Genomic DNA, 21,463 nt, shown 5'->3' with positions numbered 1-21,463 from the left:
TACCCAAAACTCAGGTGAAAGTCGCTGACATATTTCTGACGCACTTGCGAGCCCGTGAGCCGTCGGCCGGGGCACGCCGTATATCGTCCGGGCATGAGTCGGGTTTCGATTATCACGGGTGGCGCGGGTGGCATGGGTCGAGCGACGGCACAGATCGTCGGTCAGGACCGCACGCTGGTGCTCTGCGATGTGCGACAGGATCGCCTGGATGCCGCCTCGGCCGAGCTGAGCGAGCTGGGCATTACGGCCACGGCGGTCAACTGCGATGTCACCGACCGCGATGCCGTCGGGCGGCTTTTCGAGACCGCGGCCGGCCTCGGGCCGATCGCCTCGGTGATCCACACCGCCGGAGTCAGCCCGAGTATGGGCGATGCCGACTACGTGATGACCACCAATGCGATCGGCACCCTCAACGTCAACGAGGTGTTCTTCGCCTCGGCAGGCGAAGGCGCCGCGATCGTCAACGTCGCGTCGATGGCCTCGCACATGCTGCCCGAGGAACTCGTGCCGACAAAGAGTTTCGACCTCGCCTTCACCGACGAGGCGCGGTTCCTCGCCGAGCTGCTGGCGGCGTGCGACATCGCGGGCGAGGAGATGCGTTCGGGGTTGGCGTACAGCATCAGCAAGACCTTCGTGCGGTGGTACAGCTCGTCACAGGCTGAACGGTTCAACGGCCGGGGCCTGCGCATCGTGTCGGTCTCCCCGGGCTCGGTGGACACCGAGATGGGTCTGTTGGAGGCGGAGGCCGGTGCGGGTGCGATGGTCGCCAATGCCGCCGTCCCGCGATGGGGAACGGCGCAGGAGATGGCGGAGCTGTTCGCCTTCTGCGCCAGCGACCGCGCCGGCTATCTCACCGGCACGGACCTGCTCAACGACGGTGGAGTGATCGCGTCGATGCGCGAACGCGCTCGGGTCGCCGAAACCGGCTAGGGGCGAGTCAGTTTCGCGTACCGCGTGCGGTGCTGGTCGGTGGAGCCGAACTCGTACTGCAGCGCGGTCAGCCGCTTGAAGTAATGACCGATCGCCAGTTCTTCTGTCATGCCCATGCCGCCGTGCAGCTGGACGGCGTTCTGGCCCAGGAACCGGGCGGCTCGGCCGATGGTCACCTTGGCCGCCGAGACCGCTCGGGCGCGCGTGTGAGCCTCGGCCTCCAGGTTCAGCACCGCGAGGTAGACGGCGGCGACGGCCTGTTCGACTTCCATGTACATGTCGACCATGCGGTGTTGCAGAACCTGGAATGTGCCGATCGGTTGACCGAACTGCTGACGCTGTTTGCAGTATTCGACGGTGTCCGACAGCACCTTTCGCATCGCTCCGACCGCCTCGGCGCATACCGCGGCCGCGCCCTCATCGCGGGCCTGCGCCAGCGAGCTCGCCGCGTCTTCGGTGAGCAGCGCGGCGGCGGGAAGGCGCAGTTGATTGATCGACAGGTCGGCGGCACGGCGGTCGTCGATGGTGCGGTAACTGTGCACCTCGATGCCTGCCGGGGGTGCGGAGGGATCGAATTCGGTCAGGAACAGCGAAACACCTTGTGCTTCTGTGCGTGCGGTGATCAGTAGGTGGGTCGCCAGGGGAGCGGCGGTGACGACGATCTTCTCGCCGGTGAGCACCCAGTCATTGCCGTCGCGCACCGCCGTCGTCGACACCGTATGTTCGCCATCGGGCTCCGTGTTCGCCAGGGCCACAATGGCGCTGCCCTCGGCGATCTGCTCCAGGAGCGCGGCGGCGGCCGGATGGTCGGCTCGTTGCAGCAGGCCGCCCGCGACCACAACCGTGTCGATGAACGGCTCGACCACGAGGGCGCGACCCAGTTCTTCGGCGATCACCATGATTTCGACTGGGCCCCCGCCGATTCCGCCGACGGACTCCGGGAACGCGGCGCCGAGAATGCCGAGTTCGTCAGCCAGGCCGCGCCAGATGTCGGGCTGCCAGCCCGGGCCGAGCTTGGCCGCGGTGCGGCTCTTTTCCAGGTCGTAGCGGGTGGCCAAGAACTTGCCGAGGCCGTCGCGCAGGAGCTCTTGCTCTTTGTTCAGGTTGAAGTCCATTACAGCCCCAATGTCGCCTTGGCCAGAATATTGCGTTGAATCTCGTTGCTGCCCGCGTAGATCGAGCCGGCCCGGTCGTTGAAGTAGCGCAGTGCCGCGACCGCCTGCCAGGGTTCGCCGCTGACATAGCCGTCGGCGGGTGGTTCGAAGTCCGAGACCGGCCCGCCGGGAAAGGTTGCGTGCGGCTGATACGCGCGGCCCCGCGGTCCGGCGGCTTCCATCGCGAGTTCGGTGATGGCCTGGGAGAGTTCGGTGGACAAGACCTTCAGCATCGACGATGCTGCGCCGGGATTGCCACCCTCGGCAACCGTTGTGAGGAACCGGTATTCGAGGATCTCGAGCACTTCGGCGCGGATGCGGATGTCGGCGAGTTTGGCCGCGAACGCCGGGTCGTCGATCAGCGTGCCACCGCCGGGACCCGGTTGCTCGGCGGCCTCGGTGGCGATCGAGCCGGCCAACGCCTGCAGTGCGGGTGCTGTTGCGCCGCCCCCGCGTTCGAACTCCAGCAGGTACTTGGCCACCGTCCAGCCGTCGTCGATCTGGCCGATCACATTCGCCTTCGGCACGCGCACGGAGTCGAAGAAGATCTGGTTCTGCACCTTCTCACCGGAGGTCATCACCAGCGGCCGGATCTCGATGCCCGGCGTGCTCATGTCCATGAGCACGAACGTGATGCCTTGCTGCTTCTTCGCTGAGCGCGTTGTGCGCACGAGGGCGAAGATCCAGTTGGCCTCGGTCGCGTGGGTGGTCCAGATCTTGCTGCCGGTGCAGATCAGGTCGTCACCGTCGTCGGTGGCAGCCATCGTCAGCGCCGCCAGGTCCGAGCCCGCCTCGGGCTCGGAGTAGCCCTGGCAGAAGAACACCTCACCGGTGAGGATGCGCGGCAGGAAGAAGTCCTTCTGTTCCGGGGTGCCGAAGGCGATGATCGCGTGGGCCACCATCCGGATGCCCATCGGCGACAACGACGGCGCTCCGGCCAGCGTGGATTCGCGGCTGAAGATGTAGTGCTGGGTCAGCGTCCAGTCGCAGCCACCGTGCTCGACCGGCCAGGCGGGGGCGGCCCAGCCGCGCTCGTGCAGGATCGCCTGCCACGCCATGCTGGCCTCGTGGTCGGCATAGACGCTGGTCATCAGCCTGCCCGCTTGCCGCAGATCCGGTGTGAGCTTCTCGTCGAGGAACGTCCGCACCTCGTCCTGGAACTCGAGATCTTTCGCCGACCACGACAGGTCCATCTGCTGTCCCCTTATCTGCGCACGGCTGTTTTCAGAAATGACCATAGCTCGTCGGGCTTCGCGGGCCTGCTGAGGGTGGTGTCTGACTTATTCTGCGCGGCGGTGTTTGAGGAGCCAAGGGCCGGGGAACAGTGCTTGAGGCCGCAACCGGATGGCCCGCAAACGTGACACTGAGAGGCCCGGTCCCTGGACAAGGGACCGGGCCTTTCGTCTGCTCAGGTAGCTTTTCGGTCATCGTGTCTGCCGCCGAACTGCTCATCGCCGAGGTCTCGGGCCTGATCGAGGCCGTGCCGGGCCGGCTAATCGTCGGCATCACCGGACCGCCCGGGGCCGGGAAGTCGACGTCGGCGCTGGAGTTGGTGGCGGCCTTCGAAGGTGCGGCGTATCTGCCGATGGACGGCTTCCATCTGTCCAATGCGGTACTGGACCAGTTGGGTCGCCGCCACCGCAAGGGTGCGATCGACACCTTCGATGTCGCGGGTTACGTCGCCGCGCTGCGGCGAGCACGTGCCGACTATCAGCAGCGAGACCTGTACGTGCCCGCCTTCGATCGCGGCCTCGACGAACCGGTAGCGGCCGGCCACGTCGTACCCGCCCAATGCCGCTTGATCGTCACCGAGGGCAACTACTTGGGCGTGCGCGACGGCGAGTGGGGTGCGGTCCGTCCACTGCTGGAGCGGCTGTACTACGTCGACTGTCCGACGGAGGTGCGGCGAGAACGGTTGGTGGCGCGCCATATTGACGGGGGACGGTCACCGCGGGCTGCCGCGGCGTGGGTCGACGAGGTCGACGAACCGAACGCCCGGCTGATCGCGACGACGCGGGACGTGTGCGACCGCGTCCTCGAGGTCGACTAGCAGCAGCGGGCGGTGGGGTTGGCGTCTTGCTGGTCGTGCCGCATCCGCCAGTACTGCGCCTCGCTGAGTACCGGCTCGCCCGGGTGGGTGCGCGCCCGGTGCTCGACGTAGCGACGGTAGTGGCTGTCGCCCATCAATGCGCTGATGTACCAACGGATTTGGCGTGTGATGTGGGTAGCGCGTCCCATTGCTTCTGCACCTCCTTCTCTGCGGAGGTGGAGATCAGGCTGGACGGCCCGAAGATCTTGGACGGCACCGGGGCGTCCTCGGTCAACTCACGGCCGCCGCCGCGGATAGCTCGCAGCGCCATGATCACACCGGCAAGAAACACGATGATCACCAAGACCGCGAACACCACCGACAACGTGCCCTGGATGAAGGTGTTGCGGATGACGGCATGCAGCTGATCGGCATTCTTGGCCGAGCCGAACGCCGTCTTGCCGGCCTCCGCGGCGGCCCGGTATTGGAAGTGCTGCGTCCAGTAGCCGAGCTTGGGATCGCCGGAGAAGATCTTCTGCCACGACGCGGTGAGGGTGACCGTCAGATCCCACAGCAGCGGAATCCCGGGTATCCAGGCCCATTTCAGCAGGCCCTTCTTGATCACCACGACCGTGACGACGGTCAGCGCGATCGCGGCCAGCAGCTGATTGGCGATGCCGAACAGCGGGAAGAGCGTGTTGATGCCGCCGAGCGGATCGGTGACACCCATCAGCAGGATCGAGCCCCAGCCGGCGACCACCAGCACGCTGCAGATCCACGCCCCGATTCGCCAGCTCGGATTGCGCAGCTTCTTCAGCGGGCCGCCGAGATTGGCCAGGCCGTCAGACAGCATGAACCGGGCCACCCGGGTCCCGGCGTCGACGGTGGTGAGGATGAACAACGCCTCGAACATGATCGCGAAGTGGTACCAGAACGCCTTGAGCGAGGTACCGCCGAACACCTGATGGAGCACCTCGGACATGCCGAACGCCAGTGTCGGCGCCCCGCCGGTGCGGGAGACGATCGACTGCTCACCGACGCTCTTGGCGGCCTCGGTGATCTCGACCCCGGTGATCGGGGCTCCGGACAGGCCAAGGCTGTTGGCGTATTTGGCGGCTGTCTCGGCGGTGCCGCCGGTTTGGGCGGAGGGGGCGTTGATGGCGAAGTACAGATGCTGGTTGAGGATCGCCGCGGTGATCAACGCCATGATCGCGACGAACGATTCGGTGAGCATGCCGCCGTAGCCGATCAACCGCATCTGGCTTTCCTTCTCCAACAGCTTGGGCGTGGTGCCCGAGGAGATCAGTGAGTGGAAGCCCGACAGCGCCCCGCAGGCGATGGTGATGAACAGGAACGGGAACAGTGAACCGGCGAACACCGGGCCCGACCCGCTTTCGGCGAACTTCGACAGCGCCGGGGCTTCCATGATCGGCCTGGCCAGCAGGATGCCCACGGCCAGCAGCACGATGGTGCCGACCTTCATGAACGTGGACAGATAATCGCGCGGGGCCAGCAGGAACCACACCGGGAGAACCGACGCCGCCAGCCCGTAGACGATGATGCACCACGACAGGGTGACCTTCGACAGCGTGAACCAGTCTGTGCCCCAATCGGTTCCAGCCACCCAGCCGCCGGATGCGACAGCGAGCAGCAGGAGCGCTACGCCGATCAGGGAGACCTCGGAGACTCGGCCGGGCCGCAGGAACCGGAGATACAGCCCCATGAAGATGGCGATCGGAATCGTCATCGCGATCGAGAACACACCCCAGGGGCTCTCGGCGAGCGCACCCACCACGACCAGAGCCAGCACCGCGAGCAGGATGACCATGATCGCCAGCACGGCGATGATGGCCGCGGCTCCGCCGATGGCGCCGAGTTCGTCGCGGGCCATCTGTCCCAGCGAGCGCCCGCGCCGGCGGGTCGAGATCGCCAACACCAGGTAATCCTGAACGCAGCCCGCGAACACCGCCCCGACGACGATCCAAATCGTGCCGGGCAGGTAGCCCATCTGCATGGCCAGCACCGGGCCGACCAGTGGGCCCGCCCCGGCGATCGCGGCGAAGTGGTGCCCGAACAGCACCCGCCGGTCGGTGGGCATGTAGTCGGTGCCGTTCTCGAACAGCTCGGCGGGCGTCGCGAACTCGTCGCGCGGGCGGACGATCTTCATCTCGATCAGCCGGGCGTAGAACCGGTAGCCGATGACGTAGGTGCAGATCGCCGCGATCACGAACCAGACGGCGTTGACGGTCTCGCCACGGAAGAAGGCGATGATCGCCCACGCGATGGCCCCGACGACGGCGATGGCCCCGAAGATCAGTTTGTGCCGGGTGGTGATCGGCGACCGGTCGATGATGGCGACCGGCGGTAGATCCTTCTCGGTGCGGATATAGGTGACGTCGCCCTTGGTTTCCTCGATGTGTTCCGACGGCTCGGCGGTCGGTGCAGCCACTGTGTTTCTCCCTTGACGAGACGTGCGTGTCAGGTGGTGCGGTGATCCTTTCATTCACAGGTTCGCCAGTGAGGGGAACGCCAAACGCGACGCCTGGATTCAGCGTTCTTAGTGTTACCACAAGTTTCTCTTAATATTCTTATTTTTGGGGTACGGTCCCGGCATGGCAGAACGTGGTTCACACGCGGTGGTTCTCGGGGCCGGCCTCGCCGGGCTGTTGGCTGCCAGGGTGCTTTCGGAGTTCTATGCGTCGGTCACCGTCGTCGAACGTGACGCACTACCCGATCACGTCGAGCAGCGGACAGGGGTGCCACAGGGGCGGCATCTGCACAGCCTCCTGAGTCGCGGCACGCAGGCGATCGGTGAGCTGTTTCCCGGGATCCTGGGTGAGCTCGGGGCGGCGGGCGCTGTCGTCGATGACGGCGACGACCTCTCGCGGCTCTATGTGCGGGTTGGCCAGTACGAGCTGAATCCGGCGGGTCGCCTGGCAGATCCACAATCGTTGGCGGCCTATCAGTCCAGCCGCCCGTTCCTGGAATTTCACCTTCGGCGGCGGGTGGCGGCACTGGAGAATGTCGAGATCCTCGATCGGCGAAACATGGTGGCGCCGGTCTTGAGTCGTGATGCCGTGACCGGTGTGCGAATCATCCACCGGGACACCGGTATCTCGTCGATCCTGGCGGCCGGACTGGTCGTCGACGCGACGGGACGGGCTGGGCGCACGGCGCACTTCTTGGCGAGTCAGGGCTATGGCACGGTACCGGAGGAGCGGGTCGCCTCGATCACGGGTTACAGCAGCCAGTTGTTGCGGATCCCGCCGGGGCGTATCCGTGAGCGGATGGTGTTCATCAACCAGGGTCCCCGAGCGCAAGGAGCGTTGTTCGTGGCCTACGAACACGACACCTGGATGCTGGCCATCTCTCGTCCGACGGAATTGGGCAGGCCGCCGGCCGATTTCGCGGAGATGAGGGACGCGGCCGCGCAGATGCTGCCAGAACGAATCATGGGCGCAGTGCGGGAGGCGGTACCGGTCGGGGAGATCTCCGTCTCGCGTAACACCGCCGCCGTGTGGCGGCGCTATGACCGGATGTCGCGCCTGCCGGCGGGTCTGGTGGTCTTCGGTGACGCGCTGTGCAGTCTCAACCCGCTGTACGGGCAAGGTATGACGATGGCGGCCCTGCAGGCACTCGCGCTGCGCGACGTCCTGCGTGCAGGCGATGACGACGTGCCCCGGCGGTTCTTTCTCGCTGCGGCCCAACACATCCGACCGGTGTGGTCCGAGAACCGAGCCAACGATCGGTCACCGGCCGTGGCCCAACGCCCGTCCCGCCTGAACGCCGCCATACAGCGCGCGGCAACGCGGGCCGCAAGCACGGATATCGCTGTGGCCGAACGAATCCTGCGCGTACGCGGTCTCATCGATCCGCCGACACGGCTGCGCGAACCGGCGTTCTTCGCGCGGATCCTGCTGGCCAACCTGCGGCCCAATCGGCGCAGCTCGACAGCTGCTGCGCACTCGACGATCAGCCACGCCGACGAACAGGCAATTCGCGCGCTGGTAGACCGCCAGGCCCGTCGCCGCACAGGGCGAACCGAGATCACCCGCTTGCGATACCTGACACCCGATGTGGCGTTGATCCAAGCCCGCGCCGCGATAGCGGGCCGGCTGCGTTGTGGCAGGCGGCGCAACACCAGTGTCGCTGTGCGCACCAACGATGGCTGGCTGCTTGCCTTTTCGCAGAACACCGCATACTGAGACGGAGGCTCTTCCATGCTTGAGACGACTTATCGCGCCGCGCGGGGGCGGGTGTGTGAGCTCGTGGTCACCCTGAACGAGGAACAGCTCCGCTCGCACGTGCCTGCCACGCCGCGCTGGACGGTGCACGAATTGCTGGCACACCTGGTCGGAGTCGCTGCCGATGCCGTCAGCGGAAGGCTGGACGGGGTGACCACCGATCAGTGGACCGCGCGGCACGTTCGGGAACGCCGGTGCAAATCCGTCGGCGAACTCTTGGCCGAATGGGATCGTATTGCCGCCGATGCCGACGCTTCGCTGACCGACGACCATCTCTACGGACCCAACCTGGCCATCGACACCATCTGCCACGAGTCGGATATGCATGAGGCGCTCGGACTTCCACGGGTCGAACGCGAGCATTGGCAGCCGTTTCTGGATGTGACGATGCTGTATCTCGGCAGGCAACTGCGGCGCAGCACGACCCTGCTCATCGTGGATGACGAAGACCACCAGTGGAGTTGCGGCTCAGGGGAACCGATGACGCTGCTACGGGCCGACGGCTATGAACTGTTGCGCGCCAACCTGAGTCGCCGATCCCTGCAGCAGATCGCCGCGTGGGACTGGGCGCCGGCGCCCACCGAGGAGATGATCCACGGGTTCGGCGTCTTCGGTACACGGGTCGACGACCAGCCCATCCCGGCCGGTTAGGGCCGCTCGTAGAACGACCGCACCGTGTCGACGGTGTCGGCTTCGGCCGGGGCCTTGTCGTCGCGATAGCGCAGCACCCGGGCGAATCGCAGCGCCATGCCCGCCGGATAGCGGCTGGAGCCCTGCACCCCGTCGAACGCGATCTCGACAACCTGCTCAGGACGTACGTGCACCACGTACTGATCGAGGGGACTGGACGCGAGCTCGGTGAACCGCGTCGTCTGCCAGTCAAGCATCGCGTCGGTCATGCCCTTGAACGTCTTGCCGAGCATGATGAATCCGCCGGTCTGCGGATCCAGTGCGCCCAGATGGATATTGGACAGCTTGCCGGTGCGTCGCCCCGAACCCCACTCCACGGCCAGCACCACCAAATCCAGGGTGTGCACCGGCTTGACCTTCAGCCAGCCCGCGCCGCGGCGGCCCGCCTCATAGGAGGAGTCGGGTGACTTCGCCATCACGCCCTCATGGCCTGCGGCCAGGGTGGTGTCCAGAAACTCTTGTGCCGCAGTGGCATCGGTGGTGACAAGCCGGTCGACACGCTGATCGACGGGCACGATGGCGTCCAGTGCCGCGATCCTGGCGTGCGTCGGCTCGTCGAGCAGGTCGACGCCGTCGAGGTGCAGGATGTCGAAGAAGAACACCGAAAGTGGTTGTGCCGTCCGGGCTGCGGCCACATCGGTGCTCTTCCCGAACCGTGACGCGGTGACCTGGAAGCGGTGTGGCCGCCTGTCGGGGCGCAGGGCGATGGCCTCGCCGTCGGCGATCAGGTCGCGGACTGGCAGCGCCAGCGCGGCGTCCACGACTTCCGGCAGCCGGGCGGTCACGTCGTCGAGGCTGCGGGTGTAGACCGTGACATCGTCGCCGGAGCGGTGGATCTGGACGCGGGCACCGTCGAGCTTGGCTTCGAATATGACGTCGCCACCGAGGCGTTCGAGGGCATCGGCCACGCCGGTCGCAGTCTGGGCGAGCATCGGACCGACCGGCCGGCCCACCGTCAAGGTGAACGAGTCGAGCGCCTCGACCCCGCCGGTGAGGGCCGAGGCCGCCACCGCGGGCAGCGCACCGCCGAGCATCGCGGCCCTGCGGACTGCTGCGGCGGGCAGGCCCGCAGCCTTGGCGACGGCGTCGGCCATCACCCCGGCCAGCGCGCCCTGGCGCAACTCGCCGCCGAGCAACCGCCGCAAGAACACCTGCTCGGTCTCGGTGGCCGCGCTGAACAGCCCGGTGAGCAACTCGGCCCGGCGGCCCTGTGAGCCCTTACCCGCGACGGCACCGATCTCGGTAAAGGTCGCGTCGACGTCGGACACCGTCAGCGTCGACTCCGCCGCCGGATCGGGCAGCGAGCGCAACGCGGCCCAGCCGACTCCGATCTGGCGTTGCGGCAATTCCCCCGACAGCCACGACACCACGACCGCCACCAGCCGCGGGTCATCCAGCCCGGTCAACAGCTCGGCGATCCGTGCCACCTTGGCCAGCCGCGACGACGTCGCCGACACATCGACCGAGGCCGCCGCGACGTCACCGAGCACCATGGGTCCAGATTCGCACGACACCCCGACAGGAGTCAGGCGACTTCGAACGACACCGCGGGCCAGCCCGTCGCGCCATCGGGTGCCGGCGGCGCCTGGTCCTCGGTCTGCACCGCACCGGTGTTGTCGGTCGCCCGAACGGTGATGGTGTGGAATCCGCCCTGAGTGGCTGTCCACGGGAAGCTCCACAGCCGCCAGGTGTCGTTCGAGTAGGACGACCCGAGCTGAGCCTGCTGCCATGGCCCGTCGTCGATGCGTACCTCGACGGCCTTCACGCCGCGGTTCTGTGCCCACGCCACACCGCCGAACGTCACCGCGCCCTTGGCCACTTTCTGGCCGTCGCGCGGGACGTCGATCCGCGACTCCGTCTTGATCGGGCCGCGCTCGGACCACCCGAGCTTGGTCCAGTAGGCCTGTGCCCGGTCGAAGCGAGTGAGTTCCAGGTCCACCACCCATTTGGTGGCCGATACATAGCCGTACAGCCCGGGCACCACCAGGCGCGCGGGGTAGCCGTGTTCGACCGGCAGCGGCACCCCGTTCATCCCGATCGCCAGCATCGATTCGCGCGCGTCGGTCAGTGCCTCCACCGGGGTTCCCGCGGTGAAGCCGTCCACCGATGTCGACAGCACCATGTCGGCGTCCGGATGGATCCCACTGTCGCGCAACAGGTCTGCGACCCGATAACCGGTCCAGGTGGCGTTCGAGATCAGGTCGCCGCCCACCGGGTTGGACACACAGGTCAGCGTCACCACCTTGGTGATCGGCTCGAACTTCGCCAGGTCGTCGAAGGTGTAGGTGACTTCACGATCGACCATTCCGTGGATTCGCAACCGGAAGTCTGCGCGCGCGAGCTGCGGAACGCTGAGCGCGGTGTCGATGCGGTAGAAGTCCTTGTTCGACGTGATGAAGCTGGGCAACTGCACGCCCTGCGGGGTGACGTCGGCTGGAACCGGCGACGCTGGCGCGGCCGATGGCAGGGCGAAACTCTCCCGGTCGCCGGACACCGAGTGCAACCGGCGGCTGATCACGGCCCCGGCGACACCGCTCAGCAGTCCGAGCCCGCCGATCCCGAACGTCAGCAGGGAGAGCCGGCGTCCGGGATCGACGCCTGCGTCGTTGCGCTCGGGCTCTTCTCGTTCGGTCGCGTCGATCCGGCCGATCAGGAATCGCAACACCGCGATCCCGCAGACCGCGCCGAGCAGGGTGGGGATGATGTCGATCCCTCGGGCGCCGGGAATGGCCAGCACGGCGAGGCTGCCGGCCACCGCGGCCGCCACGAACGCGAGCGTGGCCACCGGGATGCGGGGGCGTTCCCACGTCGCGGCGACGGCGGCCAGCACTCCGATCACCGCGAGAACGGATACCGACAGGAACAGCTTGTCGGCCGTGCCGAATGTCTGGATCGCCCATTCCTTGACCGGGCCGGGCGTCAGGTTGATGACTGCGGTGCCCACTGACGTGCGGGCGTCGGCGGCCGGGGAGAAGAAGGCTGCTGTCAGCTCGACGACGCCGAGAGCGACGGCGGCGGCTGCCACCCCGGCGCCCATCCGCGGACCGGTGGTGGATTGGGCCATGCGCCCAACCTACCGCTGGGTAGACACCCTTGTTCATGACCGATTTATGACGGCCGGTAACGTGCGTACCGGCTCGGACGCCACCGGGGTGTCCGCGAATGGAATAGCGAACTGTAAGCCGCACGGTTAGCGTGCCGGCGTCAACCGACAGGAGTATCGGATGGAGATCTCGGGCAAGAAGGTAGTCGTCGTGGGCGGCGCATCGGGCTTCGGGCGGGCAAGTGCTGAACTGCTGGCCTCGCGTGGGGCCCAGGTGGCGATTCTCGACCGCGAGGGCACCGACGGCCCCGAGGTCGCGGCCGGCGTTGGCGGCCCGTTCCTGCCTGTCGACGTCACCGACTTCGCGGGTACCGAGAAGGTCCTGGCCGACGCGGTCGAGGCGCTCGGTGGGCTGCACGTCATCCTGACCACCGCCGGTGGCGGTGTGGCGGAGAAGACGTACGGCAAGAACGGCCCGCACGCCCTGGAGACCTTCCAGAGCACGATCAACCTGAACCTGATCGCCAGCTTCAACCTCAGCCGGCTCGCCGCGGCGCACATGGCCAACAACGAGCCCGAGGACGAAGAGCGCGGCGTCATCATCAACACCGCCTCGATCGCCGCATTCGAGGGCCAGATCGGCCAGGTCGCCTACACCGCGGCCAAGGCCGGCATCGCCGGGATGTGCCTGACCATGGCTCGCGATCTGGGTCCGGTCGGCATCCGCGCGCTGGCCATCGCGCCCAGCCTGTTCGCCACCGGTCTGACCAAGGGCATCCCCGACGAGTTCGCCAAGGCCCTGACCAAGGACGCCGCTTTCCCGAAGCGCCTGGGCAAGCCCGAGGAGTTCGCCAAGCTTGTGTCGGCGATCGTCGAGAACCCGATGCTCAACGGCCAGTGCATCCGCCTGGATGCCGGGCAGCGCTTCGCCCCGAAGTAATCCGTTCTGTGGTAAGGCATTAGAGGAACAGGCACCGCCGCCTCGAGGAGGACCCGATGGGTATCGCACTGACCGACGACCACCGTGAACTCAGCGAGGTGGCGCGCTCGTTCCTTGCCACGCAGAAAGCCAGGGCGGCGACGCGGGATCTCCTTGCCGACGATGCCGAGGAGACCCGCCCGCCGTTCTGGTCGGAGCTGGCCGAGCTGGGCTGGCTCGGCCTGCACGTCGACGAGCAGTACGGCGGTTCGGGTTTCGGCCTGCCGGAGCTGGTGGTGGTCATCGACGAGCTCGGCCGGGCGATCGCGCCCGGCCTGTTCGTGCCGACCGTCGTCGCGTCCGCCCTGGTTTCGGCGACCGGTAGCGACGAGCAGAAGGCTCGTCTGCTGCCCGGTCTCGTCGATGGATCGGTCACGGCCGCAATCGGATTCGGTGGCGACGTCACTGCCTCCGGTGACAAGGCCAGCGGCGAGGCGGGCGTGGTGCTCGGTGCGGGTCTGGCCGATCTGCTGGTGCTGACGTCCGGGCCCGACGTGCTGCTGGTGGAACGCGGCGCCGACGGCGTCTCGGTCGATGCGCCGGGAAGTCTCGACCGGGCCCGACGCTCGGCCCGCGTCTCGCTGGACAATGCGCCGGTGACGGTGCTGTCCGGGGCGCGCTCGGTGGCAGTTGCCCTGGCTCGCACACTGTTTGGCGCCGAGGCGGCTGGTGGAGCGTCGGACTGCGTCGACACCGCCGTCGAATACGCCAAGGTGCGTGAACAATTCGGCCGCACCATCGCCACGTTTCAGGCGGTCAAACACCACTGCGCCAACATGATCGTGGCGTCCGAGTCGGCGGTCGCCGTCGTGTGGGATGCCGCTCGCGCGTTCGGGGACGATCAGAAGCAGTTCGAGCTTGTCGCCGCCGCGGCGGCCGCATTGGCGTTTCCGGCCTATGTGGGTAACGCGGAGTTGAACATTCAGGTACACGGGGGCATCGGATTCACGTGGGAGCACGACGCGCATCTGCATCTGCGCCGCGCACTGACGGTGCAGGCGCTGCTCGGCGGGGACGGCCCGGTGACCGACGTGTTCACCCTGACCGAGTCCGGTGTTAGCAGGGCCAACAGCCTGGATCTGCCCGCCGAGGCGGACGAGCTGCGCACCCAGATCCGTTCCGATGCAGCAGAATTGGCGAAGTTGGACGAGAAGGCGCAACTCGACGAGCTGATCGCGACCGGCTACATCATGCCGCACTGGCCCAAGCCGTGGGGCCGCGCGGCGGGTGCCGTCGAGCAGCTGCTGATCGAAGAAGAGTTCGCGGCGGCCGGTATCAAGCGACCCGACTACGGCATCACCGGCTGGGTGATCCTGACGCTGATCCAGCATGGAACCCCTTCGCAAATCGAAAGGTTCGTCGAAAAGGCGTTGCGCAAGGACGAGATCTGGAGCCAGCTGTTCTCCGAACCGTCGGCCGGCTCGGACGCCGCGGCGGTCAAGACGCGCGCCACCCGGGTCGACGGCGGCTGGAAGATCACCGGTCAGAAGGTATGGACCAGCGGGGCGCACTACTCCAAGCGTGGCCTGGCCACCGTCCGTACCGATTTCGAGGTGCCCAAGCACGCCGGTATCACGACGGTGATCCTGGACATGGAGGCGCCCGGTGTCGAGGTGCGGCCCCTTCGTCAGATCACCGGCGGCGCCGACTTCAACGAGGTCTTCTTCAACGACGTGTTCGTCCCCGACGAGGACGTGGTCGGTGAGCCGAATTCCGGTTGGACCGTCGCGCGCGCGACGTTGGGCAACGAACGCGTCAGCATCGGTGGCGGGGCCGGCACCATCGCGCCTGCCGCCGCCTGGCTGGTCTCGCTGGCCAAGAGATACGGCGAGCGGCATGCCGGTGCGATTCAGTGGGTCGGCAAGTTCCTCGCCCGCGATCAGGCACTGCGTCTGCTGAATCTGCGTCGCGTGGTGCGCGCGCTCGAAGGCGCCGGGCCCGGCCCGGAAGGCAATATCACCAAGCTGATCCTGGCCGAGCAGTTCCAGGAGCAGGGCACGATCGCCGCGGCTCTGGTCGGCCCCAACGTGGCGCTGGACGGCGGCGAGGGAGAGATGGCGGGCCGCACCGCACTGGGCTCGCGCGCCCTGTCGATCGCCGGGGGGACCTCGGAGATCACACGCAACCAGATCGCCGAGCGCATCCTCGGCATGCCCCGGGACCCGCTGATCAAGTAACTCACACAGGGTTTGCACAGTTGGCAAACCGTTTTTGAGCTATTCATCGCAGAATTTGCGGGTATTGGCTAATGTTCGCCCATGCGAACTCGTGCTCTGGCAATTGCTGCCTTGGCCGTCATCCTGGCGGCGTGCGGAGGACCCAAGCCCGTCGTCCCGTCTCCCACGTCGCAGGTCGCCAAGACCGACGACATCAAGATCACCGGCGACGCGTCTGCTCCGGTGAACAAGATCGCCATTCAGGCGATCGCAAACCTGCAGAAGTATTGGGCCGAGGAGTATCCGAAGCTCTACGGCGGTGACTACAAGCCGGTGGCTGGCGGCTTCTTTGCGGTCGTGCCGTCATCGGCGAAGCTTCCGCCGTGTGTGTCCGATGCCAAAGAAATCTCCATGAACGCCTTCTACTGCCCGACCAAGGACGTGGTGGCGTGGGACTCCGAGCAGCTGATGCCCGATCTGCAGAAGAAATTCGGCGACTTCGTCATTCCGATCGTGCTGGCGCACGAATGGGGCCATGCCATTCAGGCCCGGTCCAACTTCACCGCCCGCACGGTGACTCAGGAACTGCAGGCCGACTGCTTCGCCGGCGGGTGGGCCAAGCACGCAAAGAATTCCGGCGAATACAAGGTCAACGCCGCCGATATGGACAACGCTCTGGCCGGCATCTTGGAACTGCGTGATTCACCGGGCACCAGCAAGATCGACCCCTCGGCGCACGGCAGCGGATTCGACCGGGTCAGCGCGTTCCAGGACGGATTCGACAACGGGCCCACCGCATGCAAGGCGTATCGCGACGACGACCCGATGGTTCTCGAGCTTCCGTTCCAGAACGCCGAGGACGAAGCCTCCGGAGGCGAGTTGCCGTACGACTCCATGGTCAACGACGTGCCCTACGACATCGAGGACTACTGGGCTCACGTGTATCCGGAGCTGACCAACGGCGAGCCGTGGGTGCCGGTGAAGGGCCTGGAGCCGTTCGACCCGTCGAACCCGCCGATGTGCGGCGACACGCGCGCTGAGGGGTATGCGCTGTTCTATTGCGTCCCAGACGATTACATCGGATGGGACAACGTCGACGCGATGCCGACGGTGTACTACAAGGGTGGTGACTATGCGGTCGCGACCCTGCTTGCCACCCAGTTCGGGCTGGCCGCGATGACGCGGGCCAACGACAAGTCCGACGACAAGACCCAGTCACTGCGTGGTGACTGCTTCGCGGGGGCCTACACCGCCAGCGTCCTGCTGCAGAATCGCAAGGAGACCAGCAGCTTCGGCATCTCGCCCGGCGACCTCGACGAGGCCATCACCGCGCTGCTGGTGTTCCGAGGCGACGGGGACGTCGAACGCCAAGGCGCCGGATTCGAACGAATCAAGCACTTCCGCAACGGTGTTCTCAACGGGGCCGAGGCCTGCCTCAAGGACTGAGCCACGCCTCGCGCGATCAGTGACCGGGGATCAGTCTGGGGAACATGTCGTGAAGTCGTTGCCGCACACTGGGTTCGCGGGGCTGCGCGGCGGGCGCTGGCGGTGTCGCGAGGGTGGAGGCGACGGCCGTCACGCTCCATGAGGCGGGCGGCTGCGCCGAGGACGACGGCACGGGTGCGGTGCTGTGCACCGGCACCACCGAGGCGGTGGTGGTCGCAGCGGGCCGCGGCTGCCCGACGGGATGTGCCGACTCGTGGGACATGCTCACGACGGCGGCAACCAGGACCCCCAGGGCAAGGATGCCGAGCGCGCCCAGAACTGCCGAAAACCAGTTCCGATTCGCGACGGCGCCTGGCCCTCTTGTCGCGTTCATATCTGTGGCTTGACCTCCGCATTTTTCAGTTCGGCGGCCGATCCTAACCACGCTCCCCGAAAATCAGCTGTGAACACTTCGGCAATCTTGTCTTCTCCCTTGTCATCGGGCATGCTGCGGGCGTGGCAGGCACCGACAAACTGGTTCTGGGCGCGAGCGGTTTCCTCGGCTCGCATGTGACACGGCAACTGGTCGAGCGTGGCGAGACGGTGCGGGTGATGTTGCGCCGCAGCAGCTCGACCAAGGCGATCGACGACCTGCCGGTGCAGCGCTTCTATGGCGACATCTTCGACGACGCCGCGCTGAAAGAGGCGATGGACGGCTGCGATGTCGTCTTCTACTGCGTCGTCGACACCCGTGCCAATCTGCGCGACCCCGCCCCGCTCTACCGCACCAATGTCGATGGCCTGCGCCATGTGCTGGACGTCGCGGTGAACGCCGATCTGCGCCGGTTCGTGTTCACCAGCACGATCGGGACCATAGGGCTGGGCAACGGCGGCGTCGTCGACGAGGCCACCCCGTTCAATTGGGGGAACAAGGCCGGCGGCTACATCGGCTCGCGCGTCGCGGCCGAGAAGCTGGTGCTGGACTACAGCCGCGACAAGGGCCTCCCGGCGGTGGCGCTGTGCGTGTCCAACACGTATGGGGCGCGGGACTGGCAGCCCACCCCACACGGCTCCCTGGTCGCCGCCGCGGCGGCCGGAAAGCTGCCGTTCTACATGGATGGGATGGCCACCGAAGTGGTGGGCATCGAGGACGCCGCCCGGGCTCTGGTGCTGGCCGCCGACAACGGGCGGGTGGGGGAGCGCTACATCATTTCCGAGCGCTACCTGCCCTACCGCGAGCTCTACGAGACTGCCGCACGCGCGGCGGGACGGCCGGCGCCCCGACTGGGCATCCCCAAGCCGGTGATGAAGGCGATCGGCGTGCTGGGCGGTCTCGCCGCCGCGGTCACCCGCAAAGACCTGCCGCTGAACCCCACGACTGTGCGGCTGATGGACATCATGGCCCCGATGGACCACGGCAAGGCGGTCCGCGAGCTGGGCTGGCAGCCGCGCGATGTGCACGAGTCGATCCGCGAAGCCGTCGAATTCTTCGGCCAACGCCGACGCGACCGCTGACGGGTTTGCTCGCGATCACTGAGAAGCCCGCCGGTTGACCGCCGGATGACTACGCTCGTCACGTGCACGCGGGCCGGTTCATCCAGCGATCGCGTCGACCGCACTCATGAGCGAGCCGAGCGTGCGCGACCGAATCGGATATGCGGCCGGATTGTTCGGCTGGGTCGCCCTGCCCTATCTGGCCGGTTCAGTGTTGTCGTGGCAGACCTTCGGTGCCGGTATCGGGCCCGCGTTCTTCCCGTCCGCCGGAGTCACCGTGGCGGCCATGTTGCTCAACCGGCGGGCGCTGTGGCCGGTGATCGTGGCTGCCATCGTGGTGGCCGAGCTTGCTGTCGACCTCCGGTACGGGGCCGCCCTGGGGACGTCCATCGGATTCGCGGTGGCCAATTCGGTGGAGCCTCTGGTCGGGGCGTCGCTGGTGCTGGCGTGGTGCAATGGGCCGCCTGACCTCCGTGAGCGAGCCGACCTGTTCCGCTTCGTGGCCGGAGCGATGGTCCTGGGTCCGCTGGTCGGCGGCCTCATCGGCGGGGTGACCACCGCGGTCACCAATGGCACGTGGTCGGTGATCGCGATACTGCACTGGTGGGCCGGCGACGGGGTCGGCGTGCTGTTGATCGGTGCACCGATTCTGCTGTGGCGCTTCCAATCTCATCTGCTTCGCGCCCGAATGCTGGACACCGTCGGGGTTCTGGTTGCCATGGGGGGACTGACGGTGGTGTCGTTCCGTCTTGAGCTCCCACCGGCGCTGTTCCTGTTGCCGGTGATGGCGTGGGCGGCCTTGCGGCTCGACATGATCGGTGCGGCGCTCGGTGGCGGGGTGTTGGCCTTCACGGCCAACGCCATGGCCAACGCCGGTTATACGACGTTCGAGAGTCTTGATCTGCGTTCGCCCGGGCAGCTGGCGATCGGCCAGGCGTTCATCGGCGTCGTCGTGCTGGTGGCGATGCTGACCGCGCAGGAGGCGGCCGGGCGCGTCACCGCCGTCCAGCAGCGCCAGGCTGAACGGCGAGAGCGGGCGCGGCTGGAGACGCTGGCCAACCTCGGCCAGTTGCTGTCGGGTGCATTCACCCAGAACCAGATCGGTGACGCCGTCCTCGGCCAGGTGATCAACGATGCTGGCGCGCAAGCACTCGCGGTGGGCCTGGTCAACGACGAGGGCACCGAACTCGAATGGGTGGCCATGGGTGGCTATCCCGAATTCGTCGCCAACCAGTTCGCCGACGGCGTGGCGTTGGGTGACGCCACCGCGGCCACCGACACCGTTCGCACCGGCAAGCCCGTGGTGATCCGGACGGTCGCCGAATACCGCCGGAAATACCCCGACAACGCCAAATGGATGCTTGCCAGTGGGGGCGCGGCCGTCGCGAGCTGGCCGTTGACGGTGGGCGGCAAGGCAATTGGGGCCCTGGTGCTGGCGTGGGCCGATCCTCAACCGTTGGACACCGCGCAACTGGCCTACACCTCGGCGGTCGCCACGATGATCGGCCAGGCACTCGTGCGGGCCCGGGTGTACGCCGACGAACATGCTCGCGCGGCGGTGCTGCAGGCGGCGGTGCTGCCGACCAGCCCGACCGCGATCGCCGGTCTCGACGTCGGGGTGAGCTACGAACCCGCTGACGTGGTGCAGGGTCTCGGCGGCGACTGGTATGACGCACTCGAATTACCGCGCGGCCAAACGTATTTGGCGGTCGGTGACGTGGTGGGGCACGGGCTCCCCGCCGTCGAGGACATGGCGCAGCTTCGCAGCGCCGGACGGGCGCTGGCGTTGCAGGGTTTGCCCCCCGCGCAGCTGCTGGTCGCGCTCAACATGTTCACCCGGCACGCGAGCAACGGCAAGTTCGCGACCATGGGTGTCGCCGCGCTGGATCCGGCGTCGGCCACTCTGACCTACGCATCGGCCGGTCATCCGCCGCCGCTGCTGCGCCGGGCGGGGACCGGGACGGTGATTCGTCTGGCCGGTGCGCACGGCCCGGTGCTCGGCCCGGTTGAGCGAGCGTCCTATAGCGAGGGCCACGTGCAGGTGTGCGAGGGCGACATTCTCGTCATGTACACCGACGGGCTGATCGAGCGGCGCGGCCAGGACATCGAATCCGGAATGACCCGCGTGCAGGACCTCGTTGCCCAGTGGAACGGTGACGAGTCGCTTCCCCAGGCCTGCCGCGAACTCACCCACGCCCTGGCCCCGCCGCCCCGCGACGACGACGTCTGCGTGGTCGCAGTGCGCTTCGGCGCGTTCGAATCGCGAGGATGTGGGCAGGGTTGACGTTCGACGACGCCGCGACAGCGGCCGTGAGCGGATGGCTGCGTGAGCGCGGAATCGGTTCGGGTATAAGCGATGTCGAGCCGCTGACCGGTGGCACCCAGAACGTGGTGGTGCGGCTTTGTGTCGGCGGTCGCCGGATGGTGCTGCGTAGGCCGCCGCCGCACCCGCGGTCCAACAGCAACCGCACGATGCAGCGCGAGATCGCGGTGCTGAAGACACTGGCCGGCAGCTCGGTACCCCATCCCGAATTCATCGCCGGCTGTGAGGATCTCGACGTCCTCGGCGTCGTCTTCTATCTCATGGAAGACGTCGACGGCTTCAACCCGCTGACCGAGGTCGCTCCCGCCTACGTGGCCGATCGGAGGATGCGTCATCAGGTCGGGTTGAACTACGCGGCCGATCTCGCCCGGCTGAGCGCCGCGCCTTGGCAGGGCCGCCCGTTGGAGCAGCTGCACCGCCCGGGTTCTTTTCTGGCGCGCCAGGTCCCGAATTTCCTCGGACTGCTCGAGAGCTACCGGCACGAGGGGTACCGGCCGGAGACCCTCGATGTCGGCCGGCTCGCGGGCTGGCTCGAAGATCATCGCCCGCCCGACGGCGAGCCCGGGATCATGCATGGCGACGCGCACCTCAACAACGTGCTGCTGCGCCGCGAGTCACCCGAAGTCGCGGCGTTCGTCGACTGGGAGATGTGCACGATCGGGGATCCGCTGCTGGACCTGGGCTGGATCCTGGTGTGTTGGCCGGAAGATCCCGACCCGATCAACGCCGGCCGGGAACTGGCCGCGCTCGGTGGTCTGCCGACCCGCACCGAACTGGTCACGGCCTACGCCGATGCCGGGGGCAGGCCCACCGAACACCTGGACTGGTACGTGGCGATGGCGTGCTTCAAGCTGGCGATCGTCATCGAGGGCACGTACTCGAGGTTCCTTGCCGGGCAGGCGCATCGCGAAGCCGGTGAACGCCTGCATGATTCGGCGAGCCGGCTGATCGGCCTCGGCGTGCGGGTGACGACGGGGGACAACCCGTTCGTGTGAG

General features: G+C 67.1%; 17 protein-coding genes. 10 read left to right on the top strand and 7 right to left on the bottom strand.

Going from position 1 to position 21,463, the window contains the following annotated elements:
* Nucleotides 1-93 precede the first annotated feature (93 nt).
* Nucleotides 94-930 carry an SDR family oxidoreductase gene (locus tag EV580_RS05430; RefSeq protein WP_133690071.1) on the top strand — a complete coding sequence of 279 codons (837 nt, stop codon included), beginning with the start codon at nt 94-96 and terminating at the stop codon, nt 928-930.
* Here the strand turns inward: EV580_RS05430 and EV580_RS05425 are convergent.
* Together EV580_RS05425 and EV580_RS05420 are read right to left on the bottom strand one after the other, a co-directional pair.
* Entirely contained in the window at nt 927-2,045 is a 1,119-nt protein-coding gene (locus EV580_RS05425) for an acyl-CoA dehydrogenase family protein (RefSeq protein ID WP_133690070.1), read from the bottom strand. The genes EV580_RS05430 and EV580_RS05425 overlap by 4 nt on opposite strands.
* On the bottom strand, nt 2,045-3,277 hold the full coding sequence (locus EV580_RS05420; RefSeq protein ID WP_133690069.1) for an acyl-CoA dehydrogenase family protein: 1,233 nt from the start codon (nt 3,275-3,277) through the stop codon (nt 2,045-2,047). The genes EV580_RS05425 and EV580_RS05420 overlap by 1 nt, the downstream gene beginning before the upstream one ends.
* A gap of 236 nt (nt 3,278-3,513) precedes the next feature.
* On the opposite strand from EV580_RS05420, the gene EV580_RS05415 reads away from it, so the two are divergent.
* Nucleotides 3,514-4,134 carry a nucleoside/nucleotide kinase family protein gene (locus EV580_RS05415; RefSeq protein WP_286171454.1) on the top strand — a complete coding sequence of 207 codons (621 nt, stop codon included), beginning with the start codon at nt 3,514-3,516 and terminating at the stop codon, nt 4,132-4,134.
* Here the strand turns inward: EV580_RS05415 and EV580_RS05410 are convergent.
* Both EV580_RS05410 and EV580_RS05405 read right to left on the bottom strand, forming a co-directional pair.
* A complete protein-coding gene (locus EV580_RS05410) occupies nt 4,131-4,268 on the bottom strand; it encodes a CstA-like transporter-associated (seleno)protein (protein WP_370581719.1) in 138 nt (45 codons plus the stop codon). The genes EV580_RS05415 and EV580_RS05410 overlap by 4 nt on opposite strands.
* The gene (locus EV580_RS05405; protein WP_133690067.1) at nt 4,268-6,562 is read right to left on the bottom strand and encodes a carbon starvation CstA family protein; all 2,295 of its coding nucleotides are present in this window, start codon (nt 6,560-6,562) and stop codon (nt 4,268-4,270) included. The genes EV580_RS05410 and EV580_RS05405 overlap by 1 nt, the downstream gene beginning before the upstream one ends.
* Before the next feature lie 163 nt (nt 6,563-6,725).
* Between EV580_RS05405 and EV580_RS05400 the strand changes: the two genes are divergently transcribed.
* Both EV580_RS05400 and EV580_RS05395 read left to right on the top strand, forming a co-directional pair.
* Entirely contained in the window at nt 6,726-8,318 is a 1,593-nt protein-coding gene (locus EV580_RS05400) for an FAD-dependent monooxygenase (RefSeq protein WP_133690066.1), read from the top strand.
* A 15-nt stretch (nt 8,319-8,333) separates the two neighbouring features.
* On the top strand, nt 8,334-9,008 hold the full coding sequence (locus tag EV580_RS05395; RefSeq protein ID WP_133690065.1) for a maleylpyruvate isomerase N-terminal domain-containing protein: 675 nt from the start codon (nt 8,334-8,336) through the stop codon (nt 9,006-9,008).
* Here the strand turns inward: EV580_RS05395 and EV580_RS05390 are convergent.
* Nucleotides 9,005-10,540, bottom strand: coding sequence for an ATP-dependent DNA ligase (locus tag EV580_RS05390; protein ID WP_133690064.1), 1,536 nt, complete (start codon nt 10,538-10,540; stop codon nt 9,005-9,007). The genes EV580_RS05395 and EV580_RS05390 overlap by 4 nt on opposite strands.
* A 32-nt stretch (nt 10,541-10,572) precedes the next feature.
* Nucleotides 10,573-12,111 (bottom strand): molybdopterin-dependent oxidoreductase, encoded by a 1,539-nt coding sequence (locus EV580_RS05385; RefSeq protein ID WP_133690063.1) that lies wholly within the window; start codon nt 12,109-12,111, stop codon nt 10,573-10,575.
* 160 nt (nt 12,112-12,271) lie between these two features.
* On the opposite strand from EV580_RS05385, the gene EV580_RS05380 reads away from it, so the two are divergent.
* The 3 genes from EV580_RS05380 (at nt 12,272) to EV580_RS05370 (ending at nt 16,671) form a co-directional block, all read left to right on the top strand.
* Entirely contained in the window at nt 12,272-13,030 is a 759-nt protein-coding gene (locus tag EV580_RS05380) for an SDR family NAD(P)-dependent oxidoreductase (protein ID WP_133690062.1), read from the top strand.
* Nucleotides 13,031-13,086: 56 nt separating this feature from the next.
* Nucleotides 13,087-15,246 (top strand): acyl-CoA dehydrogenase family protein, encoded by a 2,160-nt coding sequence (locus EV580_RS05375; protein ID WP_133690061.1) that lies wholly within the window; start codon nt 13,087-13,089, stop codon nt 15,244-15,246.
* 81 nt (nt 15,247-15,327) lie between these two features.
* Entirely contained in the window at nt 15,328-16,671 is a 1,344-nt protein-coding gene (locus tag EV580_RS05370; protein WP_133690060.1) for a neutral zinc metallopeptidase, read from the top strand.
* Between the two features lie 16 nt (nt 16,672-16,687).
* On the opposite strand, the gene EV580_RS05365 is transcribed toward EV580_RS05370, so the two are convergent.
* Nucleotides 16,688-17,044, bottom strand: a complete 357-nt coding sequence (locus EV580_RS05365) for a hypothetical protein (protein ID WP_133690059.1) — start codon at nt 17,042-17,044, stop codon at nt 16,688-16,690.
* Nucleotides 17,045-17,166: 122 nt separating this feature from the next.
* Between EV580_RS05365 and EV580_RS05360 the strand changes: the two genes are divergently transcribed.
* The 3 genes from EV580_RS05360 to EV580_RS05350 all read left to right on the top strand — a co-directional run bounded on the left by EV580_RS05360 (nt 17,167) and on the right by EV580_RS05350 (nt 21,462).
* Nucleotides 17,167-18,165 carry an NAD-dependent epimerase/dehydratase family protein gene (locus EV580_RS05360; protein WP_133690058.1) on the top strand — a complete coding sequence of 333 codons (999 nt, stop codon included), beginning with the start codon at nt 17,167-17,169 and terminating at the stop codon, nt 18,163-18,165.
* A gap of 106 nt (nt 18,166-18,271) precedes the next feature.
* On the top strand, nt 18,272-20,428 hold the full coding sequence (locus EV580_RS05355) for a SpoIIE family protein phosphatase (protein ID WP_133690057.1): 2,157 nt from the start codon (nt 18,272-18,274) through the stop codon (nt 20,426-20,428).
* Nucleotides 20,413-21,462, top strand: a complete 1,050-nt coding sequence (locus tag EV580_RS05350) for a phosphotransferase family protein (RefSeq protein ID WP_133690056.1) — start codon at nt 20,413-20,415, stop codon at nt 21,460-21,462. Before EV580_RS05355 ends, EV580_RS05350 begins: the two co-directional genes overlap by 16 nt.
* The last annotated feature ends 1 nt before the right edge of the window (nt 21,463 follow it).

It is taken from the genome of Mycobacterium sp. BK086 (assembly GCA_004362315.1).
In the GTDB taxonomy this organism is placed as follows: domain Bacteria; phylum Actinomycetota; class Actinomycetes; order Mycobacteriales; family Mycobacteriaceae; genus Mycobacterium.
Note: the sequence above shows the minus strand (reverse complement) of the source record. Positions and strands in the feature narration are given on the sequence as shown.

Excerpts from the sequence above, each read along its gene's own strand:
- EV580_RS05430 (WP_133690071.1), top strand. The coding sequence starts at position 94 with ATGAGTCGGGTTTCGATTATCACGGGTGGCGCGGGTGGCATGGGTCGA.
- EV580_RS05425 (WP_133690070.1), bottom strand. The coding sequence starts at position 2,045 with ATGGACTTCAACCTGAACAAAGAGCAAGAGCTCCTGCGCGACGGCCTC.
- EV580_RS05420 (WP_133690069.1), bottom strand. The coding sequence starts at position 3,277 with ATGGACCTGTCGTGGTCGGCGAAAGATCTCGAGTTCCAGGACGAGGTG.
- EV580_RS05410 (WP_370581719.1), bottom strand. The coding sequence starts at position 4,268 with ATGGGCGACAGCCACTACCGTCGCTACGTCGAGCACCGGGCGCGCACC.
- EV580_RS05400 (WP_133690066.1), top strand. The coding sequence starts at position 6,726 with ATGGCAGAACGTGGTTCACACGCGGTGGTTCTCGGGGCCGGCCTCGCC.
- EV580_RS05395 (WP_133690065.1), top strand. The coding sequence starts at position 8,334 with ATGCTTGAGACGACTTATCGCGCCGCGCGGGGGCGGGTGTGTGAGCTC.
- EV580_RS05390 (WP_133690064.1), bottom strand. The coding sequence starts at position 10,540 with ATGGTGCTCGGTGACGTCGCGGCGGCCTCGGTCGATGTGTCGGCGACG.
- EV580_RS05385 (WP_133690063.1), bottom strand. The coding sequence starts at position 12,111 with ATGGCCCAATCCACCACCGGTCCGCGGATGGGCGCCGGGGTGGCAGCC.
- EV580_RS05380 (WP_133690062.1), top strand. The coding sequence starts at position 12,272 with ATGGAGATCTCGGGCAAGAAGGTAGTCGTCGTGGGCGGCGCATCGGGC.
- EV580_RS05375 (WP_133690061.1), top strand. The coding sequence starts at position 13,087 with ATGGGTATCGCACTGACCGACGACCACCGTGAACTCAGCGAGGTGGCG.
- EV580_RS05370 (WP_133690060.1), top strand. The coding sequence starts at position 15,328 with ATGCGAACTCGTGCTCTGGCAATTGCTGCCTTGGCCGTCATCCTGGCG.
- EV580_RS05365 (WP_133690059.1), bottom strand. The coding sequence starts at position 17,044 with ATGAACGCGACAAGAGGGCCAGGCGCCGTCGCGAATCGGAACTGGTTT.
- EV580_RS05355 (WP_133690057.1), top strand. The coding sequence starts at position 18,272 with ATGAGCGAGCCGAGCGTGCGCGACCGAATCGGATATGCGGCCGGATTG.
- EV580_RS05350 (WP_133690056.1), top strand. The coding sequence starts at position 20,413 with ATGTGGGCAGGGTTGACGTTCGACGACGCCGCGACAGCGGCCGTGAGC.